The sequence below is a fragment of the Mycobacterium sp. E1715 genome (assembly GCF_001667625.1).
Lineage (GTDB): Bacteria > Actinomycetota > Actinomycetes > Mycobacteriales > Mycobacteriaceae > Mycobacterium.
This window is the reverse complement of sequence record NZ_LZJJ01000122.1, coordinates 1-19,766: the sequence shown is the minus strand read 5'-3', so window position 1 is coordinate 19,766 and position 19,766 is coordinate 1. Positions and strand designations below refer to the sequence as shown.

Sequence of the window (19,766 nt, the reverse complement as noted above, 5' to 3'; positions counted from 1 at the left end):
AACCCACGTGGCCGATGGCGACGGGGTGAATCAGCCGCAGGACGGCCTCGTAGCCGGCGACGATCGCCGACAGCGTGATCATGCCGATGACGAACAAGCCGGCGATGTCCTCGGCGCGCCCGTAGCCGTAGGTGTAGCGGCGGGTCGGCGCGCGGCGGCCCAACGAGAACGCGATCCAGAGCGGGACGGCCGTCAGCGCGTCCGAGAAGTTGTGGATGGTGTCGGCAAGCAGCGCGATCGATCCCGACAGGACGGCGATCACCACCTGCACGGCCGCGGTAGCGCCCAGTCCGACGAGGCTGATCTTGACCGCCCGGATGCCGATCGCGCTGGATTCCAGGGCGGTGTCCACGCTGTCGGCGGCGTCGTGGCTGTGCGGACGCAGTTGGGCTACGAGGCCGCGAATCCCGTGCGCATGTGCGTGCTCGTGCTCGTGGTGATGGTGTTCGCTTCCCGCGCTCATCGGAGCGCTGTCCGCGTACCTGCATGCATACGCAGATAATAGGGCACGCGAGTGGTTCCCGCGAACGCGGACGAGGGCTAGCGGGTCGACGATCCGCGCGCACCCGCGCCTAGCAGTTGACGTGCGAGATGCAGCGTTGATTAGGGTGCTGCGGCGCCGGAAAGCGGAGCTTTATTACCCAGGGTCCGCACCGCATCCTCGGCCAGCAGGTTCTGCCGTTCACCGCGGAGCTCCGCTGCCAGGTCGTGCTCGAGCGCCGGCACTTGCAGCCCGCGGCGGCGCAACTGCCGATCCAGCGCGGCGATGAACAAGCCCTCGCCCGCGCGACGGCACCCGAGAACGGCGCGCTCGTTCATGACGTCGCGCGTAAGCGCGGCGGCGGGACAGGCCGCGACCACGTCCAGCGACGCTCGCATATCCAAAGTGGTCACTACCCCGCACGACGGCGAGGCGCCGATGCCCACGATGCCGGCCACCGTGAACCCGGACCGCTGGTAGTCGGCGACGTCGCGAACCGCCTGCTGCGCCAATCGCCGATACACGAGGCGGGTCCAGGCGACAAACGCGCGCAGCAACAGGCCGCGGAACGGGTACAGCAGGCCGCCCTTGGAGTGGTAGAGGGGCAGGCTGTGGGGTTTGAGCGCGCCACCCCAGGCCAGCCGTTCCGGGCAGGGCAGCTGGTGAATCCCGTAGCCGGCGCCGATCAGCTCCTCCACCGCCTCCGCCACCGCACCCGGTCGGGTGGCACCCCCGGCGTAACGCGTGTTCTCGTTCAGCAGGCAGTGCGAGACGAGCATGACCCGTCGACCACGCTGGTCGCGCAGTTGGTCGAGCAGCAACCGCGGTCGTCTGCCACGCATACCGAGAGCATCGACGTCCGGCTGCCGGTTCAGTAGGGGAAAACGTCATCGAAGGCTGGTCCTCTTGGTTCTGGTGAGGTGCCCGCGCCACGCGGCAGATTGGGACGAGTTGTAGCGACTCAGGACGGAACCGACGTGTCAGTGCTGCAGGAAGTGTCGTTCGAGTCCGGCGGGGTGCCGTGCGCGGCCGATCTCTATTGGCCGGCGAACGCGGGCAACGGGCTCGCCTGCGTGGTGATGGGGCACGGCGGCAGCGCCACCAAGCGCCTCGGTCTGCCCGCTTACGCGGAGAAATTCACGGCGGCGGGCCTGGCGGTGCTGGCGTTCGACTATCGGCATTTCGGAGCGAGCGGTGGCGAGCCTCGGCAAGTCATCGACGTCGACGAACAACGGGACGACTACCGGGCGGCGGTGCGATACGCGCGCGGTCGTGACGACATCGATCCGCGTCGGGTTGCGCTGTGGGGAACGTCTCTCAGCGGCGGCCACGTGCTGGCGGTCGCCGCCGACGACCCGGATGTCGCCGCCGTGGTGTCGCAAGTCCCGCTGATCGACGGCTGGCACCGCGGCCGCGGACTACGCGAGCGTCTCAGTTGGGATGTGGCATGGCGGACGCTGCAATTCACCGCCGCCGCGGTGCGCGATGTGGTTGGTGCGAAGGTGGGTCAGCGGCCGTATCTGGTTCCTGTGGTGGATGACTCCGGCGGGACCGCGGTATTCACTGAGCCAGAGGCCGGATTCGCGTTCGAGGCGCTCGGCGGCGAAGCCGTCGGTTGGCGCAACTCGCTGGCTCCCCGCATGCTGTTCGCATTGCCGCGCTATCGCGAAGGCACCGCGGAGAAACTGCACATGCCCGTCCTGATGTGCGTGGGGGACCAAGACCTGCAGGCGTCACCCAGGTTCGCGGTACGGATCGCCTCGCTGATGAATAACGTTGAGCTGCACCGCTACCCGGTCGGGCACTTCGACGTCTACACGGGAAAGCTGTTCGAGGAGATCAGCTCGGTGCAGACGGAATTTCTGCACCGTCATCTGGTCTCGGTGGACGGCTGACGCAATTCAGGTCCAGGGGCCGGGGAAGTGTCCGTCCTGGTCCTGCACCATCACGATGTCCTTGCAGTCGCCGTTGAGGGCCACGGCATTCTCACCGCGGCAGATCAGCGTCCAGCCCGAGATCCGCGCGAAGGGCCGGACCGACCAGGTGGTGGCGATCGGTTCGGTGGCGGGCAGGGCGAGGACGGCGAACGTGTTGCCGACGTTGGTGATGTAGAGGTGGTCTTCGAAGAACGCCATCTTGGCGATCGACATCTTCTTCGCGTCGTCGCGCGTCTTCAGGAAATCCCACTGCTGGCTGCGCAGGTTCCACACCCCGAAACCGAACGGGGAACTGTCCGAATCATGGCCGTCGACAAACAATTTCCCGTCGGACAAGGTGGCGGACAGCCCGCCGCCGGGAATGCGGTCGGAGTCGCCGACCTTGATGACCGCTTTGGCGTTCAGGTCGTAGAACATCGTCGACAGCACGGGCGGGTTGTAGGAATCCCAGCGCGTGATCTTCACCAATTTGTCCGGGCCGTCGGACAATTCGGCGTCCACGCTGCGGATGTCGTTGTCCTGATAGATGGCCTCGCCGCTGGGCCGGCGCAGCTCGGCGCCCGACGTCTTGGCGGGGTCGGTGTTGCGCTGGAACGCGAGGACGTCCTGCCAGGCGCGCCCGGATTGTGGATCGTTCCAGGGCATCGAGAGATCGGTGCCGGACAGGATGACGGTCCGGGGCGGCGAATTGGGAGCGTGCCCGTCGGTGAAGGCGTTGACCCACGCCACGCCCGACGCGGTCGAGGACAGCGACCAGTCCTTCGACGAGGTCAGCTTCAGGTCCGGTGTCGGCGGCTGCAGCTCCTTCGTCGCCAGCGGTTGGCCCGCCTTGAAGTCGAAGGCGTACGCGGTCGCCTTGGCGGCCGCGGGTTGTTGGGCCTGGGCGGGTTTGACGGTCGTGACGATATAGACGACCCGCATGTCCTCCGCCGTGCCCGTCAGCGCGCAGATGGCGCCGGTCAGGTTCTCACCGGCGGGGACCACCGGGAGGGCCGGCGCCACGTATTGGCCGGTCTTCGGATCGAATATTTTCGGCCGGATGTCGTCGAGTGCGGATTTGCTGTCGGAAAATTTCTCCGGACAGCCGAAGTACGCCGTTCCGCCGTAGCTTTTCCAATCCTTCTCCAAGGGACCGGTGATGGGCGCGGGTGCGGCGACGGCGCTGGGCGCGGTTTTCGCCGAAGAAGTCGAGGTGGTGGGCGTCGCGGCGGGTGGGGACGCGGTTTCCGAACACGCCACGAGGGCCAGGCAGGCGGCCAGCGCGGGCAGGGCAGACCCGCATTTGGCCGCAGTTTGCCCCGGAAACGCACGCATCAAAAAACCCCCGTTAAGTTCGTGTAACCAGTGAGCGTAAAGCGGGCGGGGACCAACCGCGACTTGTGTCAGGCGGTCTTCGTCACACCGACGCCTATCGGTCGAACTCGATGGGCAGGCTCTTCGGGCCGCTCAGGCTCACCATCGGCTTCCACGGGACCGGCCCGGCGGTGCGCGGGTTGAGCAGGCGCCCCGCGATGACGTTCAGCGCTTCGGCGATCTCGCGCCGGGCCAGGTTGGCCCCCAGGCAGTAGTGCACACCCCCGCCGAACGTCAGGATGGGCGGGGCTCCCTCGCGGGCGATGTCGACCCGGTCGGGGTCGTCGTAGACCGCGGGGTCGCGGTTGGCGGCGGCCGTGTTGACCAGGACCATCGTGCCCGCGGGAAAGAGGTAGCCGTCCAGCTCGGCGTCCTCGACCACCAGGCGCAGGGTCCCGCCCGCGATCGGCGAGTGGCGCATGGTCTCCTCGACGGCGCGCATCGCCAGCTCGGGGTGCTCCTTGAGCAGGTCCCATTGCTCGGGGTGCTCGCAGAGGACGTGCACCGACGCGGCCACCTGGTTGCGGGTGGTGTCAGTCCCCGCCAGCAGCAGGCCGCCCGCCAGCATCCGCAGCTCGGCGGTGTTCAGGCGGTCGCCGTCATCCTCGGCGCGGATCAGGTCGGAGAGCAGGTCGTCGGTCAGGCTGTGCCTCCGCCGCGCCACCATGTCGTCGACGTAGTCGTCGAGCTCGCCCCACGCCCGCATGACGACGGGCTCGACCTCCCGGATGTCGACGCTGAAGCTGAAGGCCTTGAACACGTCGTCCGCCCATAGCGAGAACTGTTGCCAGTCCTCGCGCGGGGCCCCGAGCAAGGCGCAGATGATCGGCACGGGGTAGGGGCGGGCAAGGTCGGCGACGACGTCGCAGCGACCCGCGTCGATGACGGCATCGATGAGCCCATTCATCACGTCGACCATGGTGTCGTGCAGCCGCAGGGTCGCGCGGGGGGTGAACGCCTTGGACGTCAGGCTGCGCAGCCGGTGGTGCGCGGCGCCCTCCAGGCACAGCAGGCTGTTGACCACCTTGTCCCACAACGGGCCCGACGTCACCCCCTGGGCGAGCAGGTTGATCCCCGGCGGGATCTGGAATCGCGCATCGCGGAGGACGGAGCGGACCAGGTGGTAGGAGAGGACCTCGGGCCCGTGCGGGCCCATGGCGACCGGGGCGTGCCGCTGCGCCGCCTGGAGGCGGGGGTAGACGTCGGCGGGGGTTTCCTCGGCGTGGTACGCCAGCGTCGGCAGGTCGGCGTCGAAAACGCTTGTGGGGGCGGTACCGACGGCCATGACGGTCTCCTCGAGGTCGCGCGAAGCGAGGCGCCCGCGACAACTTTCACACAATGTATGACCGGCTGGGTTGTGTGTCAACGATATTGCGGGCCCAAGCCGGCCCTCGCCATACGTTGGAGCCGATGTGTGTGGTCGCCAGGGTTGCGGTCACCCGCTCCTTAACGCGCCGACCAGCCGGCCGCCGATCAGCAGGACCGCGAAGACGCCGCCCGTGACCCCCGAAATGAGCAGTGGCAGTTGGCCGTTCGAACCCCACAGGGCACCCGCCCACAAGCCGGCCACCAGCACGGCCAGGCCCACGGCGCCCTGGAACACGCCCTGCGCGCTGGCCTGGTGCCCCGGGTCGACCAACCCCGAGATCCAGGCCTTCCCGACGCCGTCGGTGCACCCGGTGAACATTCCATAGGCGCCGATCAGCAGCCATGCCGTGACGGCGTCCGTGGTCAGCCCCAGCCCGACGTAGCCGATCGCAAAAAAGGCCAGGCCGATGCCGAACAGCGCCGGCCTGCCGATGCGGTCTGCGAGCGCTCCGGCCGGGTAGCTGGCCAGCGCATACACCGCGTTGTAACCGACGTAGGCCAGGATCACCCCGACCACCGAGAAGCCGATTTCGTTGAGGCGCAACAACAATAGGGCATCGGGGAAATTGACCATGCTGAAGACGACCAGGAGCGCGGTCACCCGCCAATACGGCCTCGGCAACGAACGCACACCCGCCCACATGGACTGCCGCCGCTCCCGCGGGGCCCGGCGCCCGCGCTCGCGCACGCCGAAGACGAGTGCCACCGACAGGACGGCGGGCACGATGGCGACATACAGCAACGGCGCGATCCGATGGTCCAGCAGTTCGTAACCCACCAGCCCGAGCAGCGGACCGACGACGGCGCCGAAGGTGTCCATCGCGCGGTGGAAGCCGAAAACCCTCCCGCGCAAGGCGTCATCGACGTCATCGACCAACAGCGCGTCGCGCGGTGCGCCGCGAATGCCCTTGCCGAGCCGGTCGACCACGCGACCCGCCAGCACGCCCGGCCACGCCCCGGCCACCGCGATGATGACCTTGCCGAGCGCGGCCATGCCGTAGCCGGTGGCGATCAACGGGCGCCGGGCGAACCGGTCGCCGAGCGGGCCCGCCGCGAGCTTCGTCAGCGACGCCGCACCCTCGGCCGCCCCCTCGACTGCGCCCACCACCGACGGCGGGGCGCCCAGCACGGCCGTCAGGTAGATCGGCAACAGCGGGTACAACAGCTCGCTGGCCGCGTCTTGCAGGAACGAGACCCCGGAGAGCACCCGGACGTTGCGGGTCAGCCACCGGGGCCCCGAGATGGTTTCAGTCTTGCGCACGCAACCGCACCATCCGCGTCGTCGACGTCTCGTCCAACTCGACGACATCGGAGCGCGAACGCAGGAAATCGCTGAATGACCGGAATCCCAACGACCTTTCGCTGAACGACGGGTCCATCCGTTTCATCTGGGCCTTCACCGCGGAGTTGTGCAGCCAGTCGACGTCGTCCTTGTCCAGGCCGATCTGCAGCGCACGCGTCAGCAGCGCCGTGGCGGCCGCCTGGGGATCGGGCGGCTCCGGCTCCTCGGGCGCCGCATCCTTGGCACGCCCGGAGCGTCGCTTCGCCGGCTTGGCGTCGGCTTCGGCGGCCTGCGGTGCGAGCGCAGGCACGCCCGGCAGCGAGTCGTAGATGACGAACTCGTCGCAGGCCGCCGCCAGCGCCCGGCTCGACGCGCCGGCCACCCCGATCCCCACCACGTACCGGCCCAGCCTCTTGCAGCGCTGGGCCAGCGGGATGTAGTCGGAGTCGCCGGCCACGATCACGACGTGGGTCAGGTCGGGCAGCCGGAACATGTCCTCGACCGCGTCGACGGCCAACCGGATGTCCGCTCCGTTCTTGCCGTAGGCCGCCGCGGGGAACAACTGCACCAGGTCGACCGCGCGGCCCACCAGCTGCCCGCGATAGCCGGTGTTGATATCGGCCGACCAGTCGGCGTAGGCGCGGGTGAGCACCAGCGTCCCGAACGACGATGCGAAGTCGAGGATGGCGCCGACGTCCACCGTGGCCCGGTCCAGCCGCTCGCCGTACTGCTCGAGGCCCTTGGCCTTGTCCCGCTGGAACGAGTTGCGACCGTGCACCTGGTCATATCGCGAGATCACGATGTTGTCGAAGTCGAGGTAGACGGCCACGCGGGCCGCAACCGGTTCGGTCATGCAGTAGATCATCGCTGAGGCGTCCGGCACTGTGGCGGCCGGAAGCGTTTTCCCTCACAGATGCGCCCACACAGGCCTCTAAACGACGCCGGAGCGGGTACACCGGGGCCATGAACGAGTTGAAGTATCTCGAGCTGCACGGCGACCGGGTCGCCTACCGCGACGAGGGTGACGGCGAGGTGCTCCTGCTCATCCACGGCATGGCGGGCAGCTCAGAGACGTGGCGGTCGATCATCCCGCCGCTGGCCAAGAAGTTCCGGGTCATCGCCCCGGACCTGCTCGGCCACGGTGCATCGGCGAAGCCCCGCACGGACTATTCGCTGGGTGCGTTCGCGGTCTGGCTTCGCGATCTGCTCGACGAGTTGGGCGTCAGCCAGGCCACCTTGGTCGGTCAATCGCTCGGCGGCGGCGTCGCGATGCAGTTCGTCTACCAGCACCCCGACTACGCCAAGCGCATGATCCTGATCAGCAGCGGCGGGCTGGGGCCCGACGTCGGCTGGGTGCTGCGGCTGCTGTCGGCGCCCGGGGCGGAGCTGGTGCTGCCCATCATCGCGCCCAAGCCGGTATTGGCCGTCGGCAATCGGCTCAGGTCGTGGTTGCGCGGGGCCGGCATCCACTCGCCGCGCGGGGCCGAAATGTGGAGCGCCTACTCGTCGCTGTCCGACGGCGAGACCCGGCAGTCGTTCCTGCGCACGCTGCGGTCGGTGGTGGACTACCGGGGCCAGGCGGTCAGCGCGCTCAGCAGGCTGCGGCTGCGCGAGGACCTGCCGGTGATGGCGATTTGGGGCGAGCGGGATGCCATCATCCCCGTCGACCACGCGTACGCCGCGCACGAGGCCCGCACCGACGCGCGGCTGGAAATCCTGCCCGACGTGGGTCACTTCGCTCAGGTCGAGGCGCCGAACCAGGTGGTGGAGCTGATCGAAGACTTCATCGCGACCGGCGACCGCCACGAGACGGATACCACCCAGCTGCGGATGTGAGCTGAGGGGGCGGCGCAAAGTAATTCCGCTCCGCCGCGCGGGCCCGTCGTAAAATGACGGGCGATGCGCAAAGCCGCGCGTTCCACGCTCCCGCCGGGGCCCCGGCTGCCCCGGGTTCTACAGGCCGCGTTGATGTTGCACCGCGGGTCGCACTTCGTTGCCGCCTGCCGGCGTCGTTATGGGAACGTGTTCACGCTGCGCGTCGCGGGGATGGGCACGCTGGTGTACTTGGCCGACCCGGCCGACATCAAGACGGTCTTCGCCGGCGACCCGCGCGTTTTCCATGCCGGAGAAGCCAATTCGATCTTGAGCGGATTGCTGGGCGAGAGCTCGCTTCTGGTGATCGACGAGGATGTCCACCGCGACCGGCGCCGGCTGATGCTGCCGCCCTTCCATCGGGACGCCGTCGCTCGCCAAGCCGGGCAGATGGCCGACATCGCCGCCGCCAAGATCGCCGAGTGGCCGGTGGGCAAGAGCTTCGCGGCCGCGCCCAAGATGTCGGAGATCACGCTGGAGGTCATCCTGCGGACGGTCATCGGTGCCACGGATCCGGCCCGGCTCGCCGCCCTGCGCGCGATCATGCCCCGGCTGCTCACGGTGGGCCCCTGGGCGACTCTGGCGCTGGCCAGGCCGGAGCTGCAGCGTTACCTCCCGTGGCGGGCGCTGCGGCGCCGGATGGCCGAGGCGGACCGCCTGCTCTACGCCGAGATCGCCGAGCGCCGCGCCGACCCCGACCTGGCCGAGCGCACCGACGTGCTGGCCATGCTCGTCCGTGCCGACGAGGGCGGGCACCCGATGTCGGACCGCGAGTTGCGGGATCAGCTGATGACGTTGCTGGTGGCCGGGCACGACACCACCGCGAACGGGTTGTCCTGGGCGCTCGAGCGGTTGACCCGCCATCCGGCCGTGCTGGCCAAGGCCACGGCCGCCGCCGAGGCCGGCGCCGGGGGCGATCCGGCCGGAGACGAGTATCTCGACGCGCTGGTGAAGGAGACGTTGCGGATCCGCCCGGTGGTCTTCGATGTGGGGCGGGTGCTCACCGAACCGGCCGACGTGGCCGGCTACCGGCTGCCGGCCAGGGTCATGGTGGCGCCCGGAATCGGGCTGGTGCACACCAGCGCCGCGGTTTATCCGGACCCGCACCGATTCGACCCCGACCGCATGCTGGGCGCCACCCTCACCCCGACGACCTGGTTCCCGTTCGGTGGCGGCAACCGCCGCTGTCTGGGCGCCGGGTTCGCCTCGGTCGAGATGCGCGTGGTGTTGCGCGAGATTCTGCGCCGGGTCGAGTTGTCTACCACGTCCGCGCCCGACGAACGCCAGCGGCTGAAATTCGTTGTCCTGGTGCCACATCGCGGGGCCCGCATTCGCCTGCGGGCGGTCAGGGACGTTCCCGCCGCGGCGCCCGCCGCCACCGAGGCCCCGGCCCGCTAGCTGTACTGCCCAGGCAGCTTCGACGTCGCCGTCGCAGTCCCTTTCGACTATTGGGATCGGTAGCAAACCCGGCGTGACCTAATGCCAGCACCATAAAGGCGAGCCTTGAAAGAAAAGAAGATTCATGAAAATCACAGCGATAGTCGCGTCCGGCCTCGTCGCCGTCGCGCTGGCGGCGGCCGGATGCGCGCAGGCCGAGACCGCGGCGGCGCCCGTCGGGAGCCAGTTCTACGCGCTGGCCCCCGCCCCGCAGCCCGATCCCGAGGCGGAGGTCGCCGAACTGCAGTGGCAGGTGAACGACCTGCACGACAACTGGGACAACCTCACCCCGGCGGAACGTCAGCAACGGCTGACGCAGCTGCAGCAGCAGTCCACCACGGTGTCGAACGACGTGCAGAACCTGCCTCCCGCGCAACGGCCCGGCGTCGAAATGCGGCTGTTGCAAACGATGCTGGCGCTGTTCGACCTGGTGCGAAAAGCCCAGGGGCCCAACCAGCCGTGCTATTTCCCCGCATGCCTGCCCGGCCTCTGAAACCCGTCGGTGTGAAATTCGGCCGCGGCGGTTTCGCGCCCGCCGAGGTTGGTGGCCGCGGTCACGACGGCCCGCTCGATCTGGCGCAGCGCTTGCACCGCGGTGAGTAATCGGCGGGTGTCGGGCATCGGCGATCCGGCCTCGCCGTCCCGCTGCCGGGCCAGCGTCTCCGCGGCGTCGAGCTCGTCTGCCGCCGACACCATGGTCGGCGCGCGGCCACTGCCGATGGCTGCGGCCAGCGCTTCGATGTTGCGCCGCGTCTGAGCCGCGGCCGCCGAAAAGGCCTGGGCCAGTTCGAAGGTGAGCGGCTGGGCCCCCAGCGGATCCTGGTATCGCTCGCTGCTACGCGCCAGGCTGCGCCCGTACCGGTCGCACGCGGCGAAGATGCGCAGGGCGCGGCGAATGCTGCGCCGGCCCGCCAGGCCGGCGACGCCCGCCAGCAGCGGCTTGGCGGTCACGCGGAACTGCTGGAGGTCCCGGTCCAGTTGGCGTGCCTGCTCGGACGGGCTCCCGCTCGCGTCGTCGCCGAGCATCGTCCCGGTCGACACCTCGACGAGCGCCGACAGGCTGGTGAGGAACGTTCGGGTGTCGTCGCGGATCGCCTCCCTGGTGTGCGTCGGCAACACGACCACGGCCACCGTCGCCCCGATCACCGCGCCGAGGGCGGTCTCTTCGATCCGCAACATCAGCACGCCGAACGAGAATTGCCCGAGCAGGCCGTACAGCAACGCCAGCATCGTCGTGATCCAGAAGGTCATCAGGCTGTACGTGACCGTCATGAAATAGAAGGCGCAGAACAGGCAGACGAAGATGCCGGCGAGCGCGGCCGTCTTGTCGCCGGCCAGCAGCGTGGCCACCAGCACGCCGCACGGCACGCCGAGCAGGGTGCCGAGCAGGCGCTGCCAGCCTTTGGTCAGGGTTTCGCCCCACGAGTTCGTGCCGGCGAAGATGACGAACGCGGCGATCACCGCCCAATACCAGCGGGCGGGTGACACCAGCTCGCCCGCGATGATCGCGAGCGACGCGGCGACGGCGACCTGGATGGCCTGCCGGGTGGTCGGCCGGAGGCCCTGCGACGGTGCCTCGTCGGCGGGCTCGCCGGGCGCGTCCGGCGGCGCGCCGTCCGAGGCAGGCGGGCGCTCGCTGTCCCGGTTCTCCAGGGCGCCCGCCTGGCCGGCCGCGGCGCGGTCGACAATGGCCCGAACGTCGGAAGTCGCTGTGGCGGCGTTGATTATCGCCAGGGCGAGGCGGCGCACGGCGGCGCTGCCCGGATCGTCACCGGCGGCGCCGCGCTGCTCGTCCAGCAGCCGTTGCGCCCGCGCGCCGGCTTGGCGGAGGCCGTCGGGCTCGGGCAGGCGGATGGCCCGCGCCAGCCGCGACAGCGCGTCGACGAGCGCGACCCGAGTCGGTGCGGGTATCGCGCTCGGGTCCTCCGACATCAGCGCCGCGGCCCGCCGCCCGGCCGTCGCCACCCACTCGATGGCCAGCTCCGCGTCCAGCAGCCAGGGGGCCAACTGTTCGGCGGTGACGCCAGGCCACAGCATCGCGGGGTCGGCCTTGTCCTCGATCTGGCTCTGCACCATCAGCGCGGTCTCGTTGAGCCGGGTGGTGCGCGCCCGCATCCGGCGCCTGCGCCGTTCGTCGAGGCGGCCGGTGCGGACGGCGTCCGCGGTGGTGTCGACGACGATCGCCATCCGCGCCCGCAACGCACGGACGGTCGCCCGCAGCACGCGGTCCGGCCGATCGGGCATGACGTAGGTGGTCATCACGAACGTGCACACCGTGCCCACCGCGACCGCCCCGATCATCCACGGCAGCTCCGAGACGCTCGCACGCAGATACAGCGTGAAGAAGTAGGACATGAAGGCGACCATGCCCAGCGCCCGGCCGCGCGCCCCGAAGCGGCGGACGTAGGCGGCGGTGAACACGACGAGCACGAACACCGCGTCACTGACCACCTGGTGGGGCGCGAGCGCCGCCGCGGCCGCGATGGCCACGGCGGCGGGCACGGGCAGCAGCGCCATGGTGATCCGCTGATGCCCCGGGTCCGGCTCGTTGACCGATCGCGAAGCGACCATCGTGATGACGACGCCCAGCAACGCGACCGTCAGCGGCTGCCCCGTCGCACGGGTCGCGGCGTACAGGACCAGCAGTGAACAGCCGAGCGCGGCCGTCGTCCGCGTCGCCATGCGCAGCCGGAGCAGACCGGGATCGGAGCCGACCACCCAGTTGCGCGCCTGTTCGTAGAAGTCGGTGATCGCCGCGCCCCCCTTCTGGCCTGCCGAACGCATCATGGGTTACCCGAACTTCGGCACAAGCTAGTCTTCGACATCGTGACAGCGCCGACGCGGGCCAAGCTGGCCGACGGCCGTGACCTGCTCTTCTTCGCGCTGCCCGGACACCGCCCGGCGCCGGTCGACGACCGCAGGCCGCTGCCTGCGCGCGACGGTCAGCGATCCGAGCTGCGGTTCGACCAGACGACGGGGCAGTGGGTGATCGTCGCGGCGCTGCGCCAAGACCGCACCTACAAGCCGCCCCCCGACCAGTGCCCGCTGTGCCCCGGCCCGACCGGGCTGACCAGTGAGGTGCCCGCGCCGGACTACGACGTCGTGGTCTTCGAGAACCGCTTCCCCAGCCTGTCCGGCTCGGGTCCGGCGCCCGCGCTCCCGGGTGCCGGCTTCGTGTCCGCTCCGGGGCACGGGCGCAGCGAGGTGATCTGCTTCTCCAGCGACCACACCGGCTCCTTCGCCGGCCTGGACGTCGCGCACGCCCGGCTGGTCATCGAGGCGTGGCGGCACCGCACCGGCGAACTGTTGGCCGCGCCGGGCATCGAGCAGGTGTTCTGCTTCGAGAACCGCGGCGAGGAAATCGGGGTGACGTTGACCCACCCGCACGGGCAGATCTACGGCTACCCGTATCTGACGCCGCGCACCGCCGCCATGCTGGGGCAGGCGCGCGAGCACCGAATGCGCCACGGCACCAACCTCTTCGGCGACCTACTGGCCGGCGAAATCGCCGACGGCAGCCGAATCGTCGCGCGCGATGACCTGTTCACCGCGTTCGTGCCCTTCGCGGCGCGGTGGCCGGTCGAGGTGCACATCTACCCGAACAGATTCGTGCGCAACCTCACCGAACTCGGCGAGGACGAACGGGAGGGTTTCGCGCGGATCTACCTGGACATGCTGCGGCGATTCGACCGGATGTATTCCTCACCGCTGCCCTACATTTCGGCGTTGCACCAGTACGCCGACACCGACGCCCAGGCTGACGGCTACTTCCACGTCGAGTTGATGTCGATCCGGCGCAGCGCCACCAAGCTGAAGTACCTGGCGGCCTCCGAGTCGGCGATGGACGCGTTCATCAGCGATGTCACGCCCGAAAGCGTGGCTGAGCGGCTGCGTGAGCTCGGATGACCGTCCGCTACGCCGCCCCCGGGCGGGTCAACCTGATCGGCGAGCACACCGACTACAACCTGGGGTTCGCCTTGCCGATCGCGCTGCCGCAGCGCACGGTGGTGACGTTCAGGCCCGACGGCAGCGATGCCGTCACGGTGGGCAGTGACCGCGCGGACGGGTCGGTGCGGATCGCGCTCGACACCGTGCCCGGCGACGTGGCCGGCTGGGCCGCCTACGTCGCCGGGGTGGTGTGGGCACTGCGGCGCGCCGGCCACCCGGTGCCCGGCGGCGCGATGCGCATCACCAGCGACGTGGAGATGGGGTCGGGACTGTCGTCGTCGGCGGCGCTGGAGTGCGCGGCGCTGGGCGCGATGGCGGCGGCCGCCGGGGCACGCATCGACCGCATCGAGCAGGCGAGGCTGGCCCAGCGCGCCGAGAACGAGTACGTCGGCGCCCCAACGGGTTTGCTCGACCAGCTGGCGTCGCTGTTCGGCCGGCCGGCGACGGCGCTGCTGATCGACTTCCGCGATCTCACGGTCGAGCCGGTGGCCTTCGACCCGGACGCCGCCGGTGTCGCGCTGCTGTTGATCGACTCCCGTGCCCGCCACAGTCACGCCGGCGGCGACTACGCCGCGCGCCGCGCGTCGTGCGAGCGGGCGGCGGCGGAGCTCGGGGTGTCGTCGTTGCGCGAGATCGGTGTCCGCGGGCCCTCGGTCGTGGCCGCGGTCCGTGACCCCGTCGACGCCCGCCGGGCCCGCCACGTGCTGAGCGAGAATCAGCGGGTGCTCGACTGCGTAGCGGCCCTCCGCGACGCGGACTTCGGCGAAGCCGGGCGGATCTTCAACGCCTCGCACGCGTCCATGCGTGACGACTTCGAGATCACCACCCAACACATCGACCTGATCGCCGACACCGCGGTGGGGGCCGGCGCGCTGGGCGCGCGGATGACCGGCGGCGGGTTCGGCGGCTGCGTGATCGCGCTCGTGCCGGCCGACCGGACCGGCGCGGTCGGCGAGGCGGTGCGACGCGCGGTACGCGACGCCGGTTTCGAGCAACCGGTAATCGCACGGACCCGCGCCGCCGCCGGCGCGGGACCGTGGGATTGACCGAGCCCGCCCGACACGGCCCGTTCCGCACTTAGCGGCCATAGCTGTAACGCGCCCGCAGATAGCTGTAACGTAACGGCTATGCCGGGGATGACATGCGCGATGTGCGGGGCGGGTTTCTCGGCCCGGGCCGATGCCGTCTACTGCTCGCCGGCCTGCCGGCAGAAGGCCCATCGCGTTCGAGCGGCGCGCCGCACGGCCGCGCTGCGGGAAACCCTGCGGCGGCGCTCCGCGACCGGTGCGGGCGCGTATTCGGCCTCTACCCGGTCGCTGCAGCCTTCGGTCGCCAGCTCCATGCAGCGCTCGCGTCAGCAGCTCGACCGGGCGCGCGAACTATGCCGCGTGTCCGCGCTGCGGCTGCAGGAAAGCGACGCCATCCGGAAGGCGTCGCTCGAAGGGAGGGCGGGGTGGGCGGCAAAGTCGGAGACGGGGCGTGCGCTGTGGCGTGGGAACTAGACGGCCAGACGGCGGCGGTGGAGGAGGCCCTCGCCGGCGGCACGCCGCAGCGGGCCGGGTGGTTTCGCTTCTACTTCGAGGACCAGCGCTGGGAGTGGTCCGACTCCGTGTACCGGATGCACGGCTACGAACCCGGAACCGTCACCCCGACGACGGAGCTGGTGATCGCCCACAAGCACCCGGCCGACCGCAACCAGGTCGCCGCAACCATCAACGACATGGTCGAACACCGGCAGGCGTTCAGCACCAGGCACCGCATCGTGGACACTCGCGGCAACACCCACGACGTGGTCGTGGTGGGCGACCAATTCTGCGACAGCAACGGCGAGGTGATCGGCACCCACGGCTTCTACGTGGACGTCACCCCGGCGCGCAGCCGCAAGCGCGAGGAGAGCATCAGCGAGCAGGTGGCCGAGATCGCCGAGCGTCGCGGCGCCATCGACCGGACCAAGGGCATGTTGATGTTGGTTTACGGCGTCGACGAGCTGGCGGCGTTCAACCTACTCAAATCCCTGTCGCAGGTGCGCAACATGAAGCTGGGCGCGCTGGCCGAGCAAATCGCGAAGGACTTCTCGGAGTTGGGCAGGGAGGTCATCACGTCGCGCTCGCGGTTCGACCAGCGCCTGCTCACCGCGCACGATCGGGCCTTCGGCGCCGACAACTGAGCGGCTATCCCACCGGGATCAGGCGCACCGCTCCCAGGTGCATCCGGTCGACCGCCTCGGCGAACTCGTCGCGTGTCGGTATCCGGTGATCGCGGAACTTGAGCCCGATCATCCGCTGCGCGCGCTGGACGCCGTAGGACTCGGCGCAGCGCAGGAAGAGGTCGGACACCGTGGCCCGGTCGCGGATGAGCTCGCCGCGCATCGCGGTCGTCTTGCCGTCGTAGACGACCTGAGCGGGTGCGCCGTCGCGGAAGTTCTGCTTCCAGGGCGCGCCGGTCAGCGCGTAGAGCTGACCGTCAATCACATGGGCGCTCAACGGAATTGAGAACGGCCGGCCCGATTTTCGCCCGGTGAAGCTCAGCACCATCAGCTGTTTGCGGGCGGGACCGGCCAGCGGGGTGCGCAACAGGAAACCCATCATCGGGTTGACGATGCGCATCAGCGCCGACGGGGGATGCCCGGCCTCTATCTGATGCGACTGCTCGGCCATGCGCTTACCGTAAGGCCAATCGGGCCCCCGGCCTAGGGCCGAGGGGCAGCACGGTCCTAGGTCACGGCGTGATCGTCGTCTGGTCGTCGATGATCTTCGTGACGTCCATCAGCGGGCCCTGATCGGCCTGCGGGCCCTCGGCGTTGAGTTGGAGCACGTAGACGGCGCCCTGGCTGGGGATCACCACCGTCTTCTGGGCGATGACACGGGTGGCGCCGTCCTTCTGATAGGTGCCCCCGATTTGCCACGCCTGGAAACCGCCGAGCGTCGACGCGCTGCCGTCGCCGCTGCCGTCGAACCCGGGCAGGTTCTGCACCTCGCCCGGCGCGTACTGGATGACCTTCGCCGGGTCGACGTTGCCCGACAGCCGGGAGAACAGCGCCGAGACGGTGGGCGCGTCGGCGGGGTTACTGGGCTGGGTCATGACGATGCCGCCATATGACGTGCCCGCGTTCTGGTTGAGCTGCCAGCCGTTGGGCACCGGCAGGTCGACGTTCGGGCCGGGATCGCCGTGATGGACGGGGGTCTCCGTGATGTGGTTGTCCTTCACGTAGTCGGCGATGGTGTATTTGGCTTTGGCGGCCGGTGCCGCGCTGGTCGCCGACGACGTGGTGGATGTCGAGGCGGATGTGGTCGTCGATGTCGTCGATTGATTGCCGGATTTGTGGTCACCGCCGCAACCGACGAGCGCCAAACTCAGCGCCACGGAAATGGTTGCTGTCGTCAAATGTTTCATCGATCCAATCTCCCGAAAATTGGGGCCGGTACCAGCGCCGGCCACGCCGAGACGACAGTAGCCGAAATGGCACCCGCGTTTGCCGATATTTATTTGAACTTTGGGCGCCGCCGTGATCGTCGAAGCAAATCGTTATCCAATTCGGTTGGAAAACGCCCACTCAATACACAGTTGTCCAGTAAGAGACAGGTATGCGGGCACGAAGGACCATCGTCGCGATTCTCGCGGCGTCGGTCGTCTTCATGGCGTTCATCGCTGCCGCGCCGCCGATGGCCTATGACGGCGAGCCCACATTGGTGGCCAGCCCGGTCGACCACGTCGCCACGCTCATCGGCACCGGGACGGGCGGCCGGACGGTGGGGGAGATCAACAACTTCCCGGGCGCCACCGTGCCGTTCGGAATGGTGCAGTACTCACCGGACACGGTGGGCAACTACGCCGGTTACAACTACGACAACCCGCGCGCGAGCGGGTTCAGCATGACCCACGCCTCGGTCGGCTGCGCGGCGTTCGGTGACATCTCGATGTTGCCGACCGGCAACGGAATTGGCATGCAACCCTGGAAGTCCTGGGAGCGGATCGCCCACGACGACACCGAACAGGGTGTGCCGGGCTATTACACGGTGCGGTTTCCGGATACCGGGGTGAAGGCCGAACTCACCGCCACGACGCGCACCGGCGTCGGCCGGTTCAGCTACCCGCACAACGGCCGCCCCGCCCTGCTTCAGGTGCGATCCGGCGCATCGCTGGCCGGCAACTCCCGCGCAACCATTCAGATCGGCGAGGACAACACGACGATCACGGGCTGGGCCACCAGTGGCGGATTCTGCGGCAAGAACAACACGTACACGGTCTATTTCGCGATGAAGTTCAGCCAGCCGTTCACCGCCTACGGCGCATGGGATGGCTTCGCGGTTTACCCCGGCGCCCGCAGCGCGAATTACCCGTACAGCGGCGGATACGTGCAGTTCCCGCCCGGCTCGGTGCTAGAGGTGCGTACCGCGATCTCCTACGTCGGCGTCGACGGGGCGCGGGCGAATTTGGCGGCCGAGGGCGGCGCAAGTTTCGACGACGTGCGCGCCGCGGCGTCGCGGGAATGGAATGCCAGCCTGTCACGCATCGCCGTCGCCGGCCGCAATGTCGACGACCTGGACACGTTCTACACCTCGCTGTACCGATCCCTGTTGCACCCCAACACCTTCAACGACGCCGACGGCCGATACGTCGGGTTCGACGGCGCCGTGCACACCGTGGCCGCGGGGCGGACGCAGTATGCCAACTTCTCCGACTGGGACACCTACCGCTGCCTCGCGGCGTTGCAGGCGCTCCTCTTTCCAGACCGGGCCGGCGACATGGCCCAATCGCTGGTGAACGACGCCGAGCAGAGCGGCGCGCTGCCGCGCTGGGCGTTCGCCAACGCCGCGACCGCGGAGATGAGCGGCGACAACGTCGTGCCGCTCATCGTGAACCTCCACGCGTTCGGGGCCGAGAACTTCGACACCCGAACGGCGCTGCGCTACATGGTGAATGCGGCGACGAAAGGCGGGGTCGGGCTGAACAAATACGTGGAGCGGCCGGGCATCGCCACCTACCTGGAGCGCGGCTACGCACCCTTCACGCAGGAATTCGGCCTCGACGGCTGGATCGCCGACGCGTCGATCACGCTGGAATGGTCGGTCGACGACTTCGCCATCTCGCGATTCGCCGACTCGCTCGGCGAGGACGCCACGGCCGCCGAATTCCAAGCCCGGTCGCAGTATTGGCAGAACCTGTTCAACCCGAGCACCGGTTACGTCTCACCGCGCAGCTGGACCGGATTCTTCCGCGACGGCCCGGGTTTCGTCGAGCCCCAGTCGAGTTTCGGCCAGATCGGCTACGACGAGGGCAACGCCGCGCAGTACGTCTGGTGGGTGCCGCACAACGTGGCCGGCCTGGTGACCGCGCTCGGCGGCCGTGACGCGGTGGCCGCGCGCCTCGACGCCTTCACCGAGAGACTCAACGTCGGGCCCAACGAGCCCTACCTGTGGGCCGGCAACGAACCGGGCTTCGGGGTGCCGTGGCTGTACAACTACATCGGTCAGCCGTGGAAGGCGCAACACACGGTCGACCGGGTGCGGGGCCTGTTCGGCCCGACGCCGGACGGCGAGCCCGGCAACGACGACCTCGGCGCGATGGCCAGTTGGTATGTCTGGGCGGCGCTGGGGCTCTACCCGAGCACACCCGGAACGGCGATCCTCACCGTCGGCGCACCGCTTTTCGACCGCGCGGTGATCGCGCTCCCGCACGGCAAAGCCATCCGGATCTCGGCGCCCGGCGCGTCCGGACCGTACCACCTCAGGTACATCAGCGGCCTGCGCGTCGACGGTCGCGCCACCGACAACACGTGGCTGCCCGAGTCGTTCGTCCGCACGGGGGGCGAACTGGCGTTCTCGCTGGGCGCTTACCCCGACAAGCATTGGGGTACAAGCGAATCGGCGGCGCCCCCGTCCTTCGGCGCGGGTGGTTCGGCGGTGACCGTCAACGTCGCCAACCCGGTGGTCACGATCGCGCCGGGGAGCACGGGCACGGTGAGACTCGACGCGCAACGGATGGCCGGCGACGGGGGTTACACGGTCACCGGCGCCGCCTCGGACCGCGGGATCACCGTGACGCCCACGGCTGGCCAATTCTCCGCCGACGGGTCGGCGACCGTCGA

The 19,766-nt window shown here is 69.3% G+C and carries 17 protein-coding genes; 8 read left to right on the top strand and 9 right to left on the bottom strand.

Annotated features, from left to right (window positions below; genetic code table 11):
* Together A9X03_RS06545 and A9X03_RS06540 are read right to left on the bottom strand one after the other, a co-directional pair.
* Positions 1–463, bottom strand: a 463-nt coding sequence (locus tag A9X03_RS06545) for a cation diffusion facilitator family transporter (RefSeq protein ID WP_156746493.1), incomplete at its 3' end; no start/stop codon positions are given.
* 140 nt (positions 464–603) lie between these two features.
* The gene (locus A9X03_RS06540; RefSeq protein ID WP_082974439.1) at positions 604–1,323 is read right to left on the bottom strand and encodes a DUF523 domain-containing protein; all 720 of its coding nucleotides are present in this window, start codon (positions 1,321–1,323) and stop codon (positions 604–606) included.
* 135 nt (positions 1,324–1,458) lie between these two features.
* Between A9X03_RS06540 and A9X03_RS06535 the strand changes: the two genes are divergently transcribed.
* Complete coding sequence (locus A9X03_RS06535; protein WP_068260204.1) at positions 1,459–2,376, top strand: alpha/beta hydrolase; 918 nt, start codon at positions 1,459–1,461, stop codon at positions 2,374–2,376.
* Positions 2,377–2,382: 6 nt separating this feature from the next.
* Here the strand turns inward: A9X03_RS06535 and A9X03_RS06530 are convergent, their stop codons facing one another.
* The 4 genes from A9X03_RS06530 to A9X03_RS06515 all read right to left on the bottom strand — a co-directional run bounded on the left by A9X03_RS06530 (position 2,383) and on the right by A9X03_RS06515 (position 7,286).
* Positions 2,383–3,732: a hypothetical protein gene (locus A9X03_RS06530; protein WP_067754797.1), complete on the bottom strand. Its 1,350-nt coding sequence runs from the start codon at positions 3,730–3,732 to the stop codon at positions 2,383–2,385.
* 94 nt (positions 3,733–3,826) lie between these two features.
* On the bottom strand, positions 3,827–5,056 hold the full coding sequence (locus A9X03_RS06525; protein WP_067754794.1) for a cytochrome P450: 1,230 nt from the start codon (positions 5,054–5,056) through the stop codon (positions 3,827–3,829).
* A gap of 150 nt (positions 5,057–5,206) precedes the next feature.
* Positions 5,207–6,400 (bottom strand): MFS transporter, encoded by a 1,194-nt coding sequence (locus tag A9X03_RS06520; RefSeq protein ID WP_067754783.1) that lies wholly within the window; start codon positions 6,398–6,400, stop codon positions 5,207–5,209.
* Positions 6,387–7,286, bottom strand: a complete 900-nt coding sequence (locus A9X03_RS06515) for an NYN domain-containing protein (protein WP_067887481.1) — start codon at positions 7,284–7,286, stop codon at positions 6,387–6,389. The genes A9X03_RS06520 and A9X03_RS06515 overlap by 14 nt, the downstream gene beginning before the upstream one ends.
* Positions 7,287–7,384: 98 nt before the next feature.
* On the opposite strand from A9X03_RS06515, the gene A9X03_RS06510 reads away from it, so the two are divergent.
* The 3 genes from A9X03_RS06510 (at position 7,385) to A9X03_RS06500 (ending at position 10,223) form a co-directional block, all read left to right on the top strand.
* Entirely contained in the window at positions 7,385–8,257 is an 873-nt protein-coding gene (locus tag A9X03_RS06510; protein ID WP_068260199.1) for an alpha/beta fold hydrolase, read from the top strand.
* Between the two features lie 63 nt (positions 8,258–8,320).
* Positions 8,321–9,691 (top strand): cytochrome P450, encoded by a 1,371-nt coding sequence (locus A9X03_RS06505; protein ID WP_067754775.1) that lies wholly within the window; start codon positions 8,321–8,323, stop codon positions 9,689–9,691.
* Positions 9,692–9,815: 124 nt separating this feature from the next.
* Positions 9,816–10,223: a hypothetical protein gene (locus A9X03_RS06500; RefSeq protein WP_067754772.1), complete on the top strand. Its 408-nt coding sequence runs from the start codon at positions 9,816–9,818 to the stop codon at positions 10,221–10,223.
* Here A9X03_RS06500 and A9X03_RS06495 read toward each other — a convergent pair.
* Entirely contained in the window at positions 10,193–12,448 is a 2,256-nt protein-coding gene (locus A9X03_RS06495; RefSeq protein WP_082974440.1) for an FUSC family protein, read from the bottom strand. The genes A9X03_RS06500 and A9X03_RS06495 overlap by 31 nt on opposite strands.
* A 108-nt stretch (positions 12,449–12,556) precedes the next feature.
* On the opposite strand from A9X03_RS06495, the gene galT reads away from it, so the two are divergent.
* From galT to A9X03_RS06480, 3 genes are all read left to right on the top strand, one after another.
* The gene (galT, locus tag A9X03_RS06490; protein ID WP_197696026.1) at positions 12,557–13,636 is read left to right on the top strand and encodes a galactose-1-phosphate uridylyltransferase; all 1,080 of its coding nucleotides are present in this window, start codon (positions 12,557–12,559) and stop codon (positions 13,634–13,636) included.
* Positions 13,633–14,724, top strand: a complete 1,092-nt coding sequence (locus tag A9X03_RS06485) for a galactokinase (protein ID WP_067887473.1) — start codon at positions 13,633–13,635, stop codon at positions 14,722–14,724. Before galT ends, A9X03_RS06485 begins: the two co-directional genes overlap by 4 nt.
* 440 nt (positions 14,725–15,164) lie before the next feature.
* A complete protein-coding gene (locus tag A9X03_RS06480; RefSeq protein ID WP_067754762.1) occupies positions 15,165–15,845 on the top strand; it encodes a PAS and ANTAR domain-containing protein in 681 nt (226 codons plus the stop codon).
* Positions 15,846–15,849: 4 nt separating this feature from the next.
* Here A9X03_RS06480 and A9X03_RS06475 read toward each other — a convergent pair whose 3' ends face one another.
* Together A9X03_RS06475 and A9X03_RS06470 are read right to left on the bottom strand one after the other, a co-directional pair.
* On the bottom strand, positions 15,850–16,335 hold the full coding sequence (locus A9X03_RS06475) for a hypothetical protein (RefSeq protein WP_068260196.1): 486 nt from the start codon (positions 16,333–16,335) through the stop codon (positions 15,850–15,852).
* 61 nt (positions 16,336–16,396) lie between these two features.
* Positions 16,397–17,071 carry an LpqN/LpqT family lipoprotein gene (locus A9X03_RS06470; RefSeq protein ID WP_067754756.1) on the bottom strand — a complete coding sequence of 225 codons (675 nt, stop codon included), beginning with the start codon at positions 17,069–17,071 and terminating at the stop codon, positions 16,397–16,399.
* 191 nt (positions 17,072–17,262) lie between these two features.
* Here A9X03_RS06470 and A9X03_RS06465 point away from each other — a divergent pair.
* The coding region (locus tag A9X03_RS06465) for a GH92 family glycosyl hydrolase (RefSeq protein ID WP_068260190.1) at positions 17,263–19,766 on the top strand (2,504 nt) is incomplete at its 3' end.

Excerpts from the sequence above, each read along its gene's own strand:
- A9X03_RS06515 (WP_067887481.1), bottom strand. The coding sequence starts at position 7,286 with ATGATCTACTGCATGACCGAACCGGTTGCGGCCCGCGTGGCCGTCTAC.
- A9X03_RS06470 (WP_067754756.1), bottom strand. The coding sequence starts at position 17,071 with ATGAAACATTTGACGACAGCAACCATTTCCGTGGCGCTGAGTTTGGCG.
- A9X03_RS06510 (WP_068260199.1), top strand. The coding sequence starts at position 7,385 with ATGAACGAGTTGAAGTATCTCGAGCTGCACGGCGACCGGGTCGCCTAC.
- A9X03_RS06540 (WP_082974439.1), bottom strand. The coding sequence starts at position 1,323 with ATGCGTGGCAGACGACCGCGGTTGCTGCTCGACCAACTGCGCGACCAG.
- A9X03_RS06505 (WP_067754775.1), top strand. The coding sequence starts at position 8,321 with ATGCGCAAAGCCGCGCGTTCCACGCTCCCGCCGGGGCCCCGGCTGCCC.
- A9X03_RS06475 (WP_068260196.1), bottom strand. The coding sequence starts at position 16,335 with ATGGCCGAGCAGTCGCATCAGATAGAGGCCGGGCATCCCCCGTCGGCG.
- A9X03_RS06525 (WP_067754794.1), bottom strand. The coding sequence starts at position 5,056 with ATGGCCGTCGGTACCGCCCCCACAAGCGTTTTCGACGCCGACCTGCCG.
- A9X03_RS06500 (WP_067754772.1), top strand. The coding sequence starts at position 9,816 with ATGAAAATCACAGCGATAGTCGCGTCCGGCCTCGTCGCCGTCGCGCTG.
- A9X03_RS06530 (WP_067754797.1), bottom strand. The coding sequence starts at position 3,732 with ATGCGTGCGTTTCCGGGGCAAACTGCGGCCAAATGCGGGTCTGCCCTG.
- A9X03_RS06485 (WP_067887473.1), top strand. The coding sequence starts at position 13,633 with ATGACCGTCCGCTACGCCGCCCCCGGGCGGGTCAACCTGATCGGCGAG.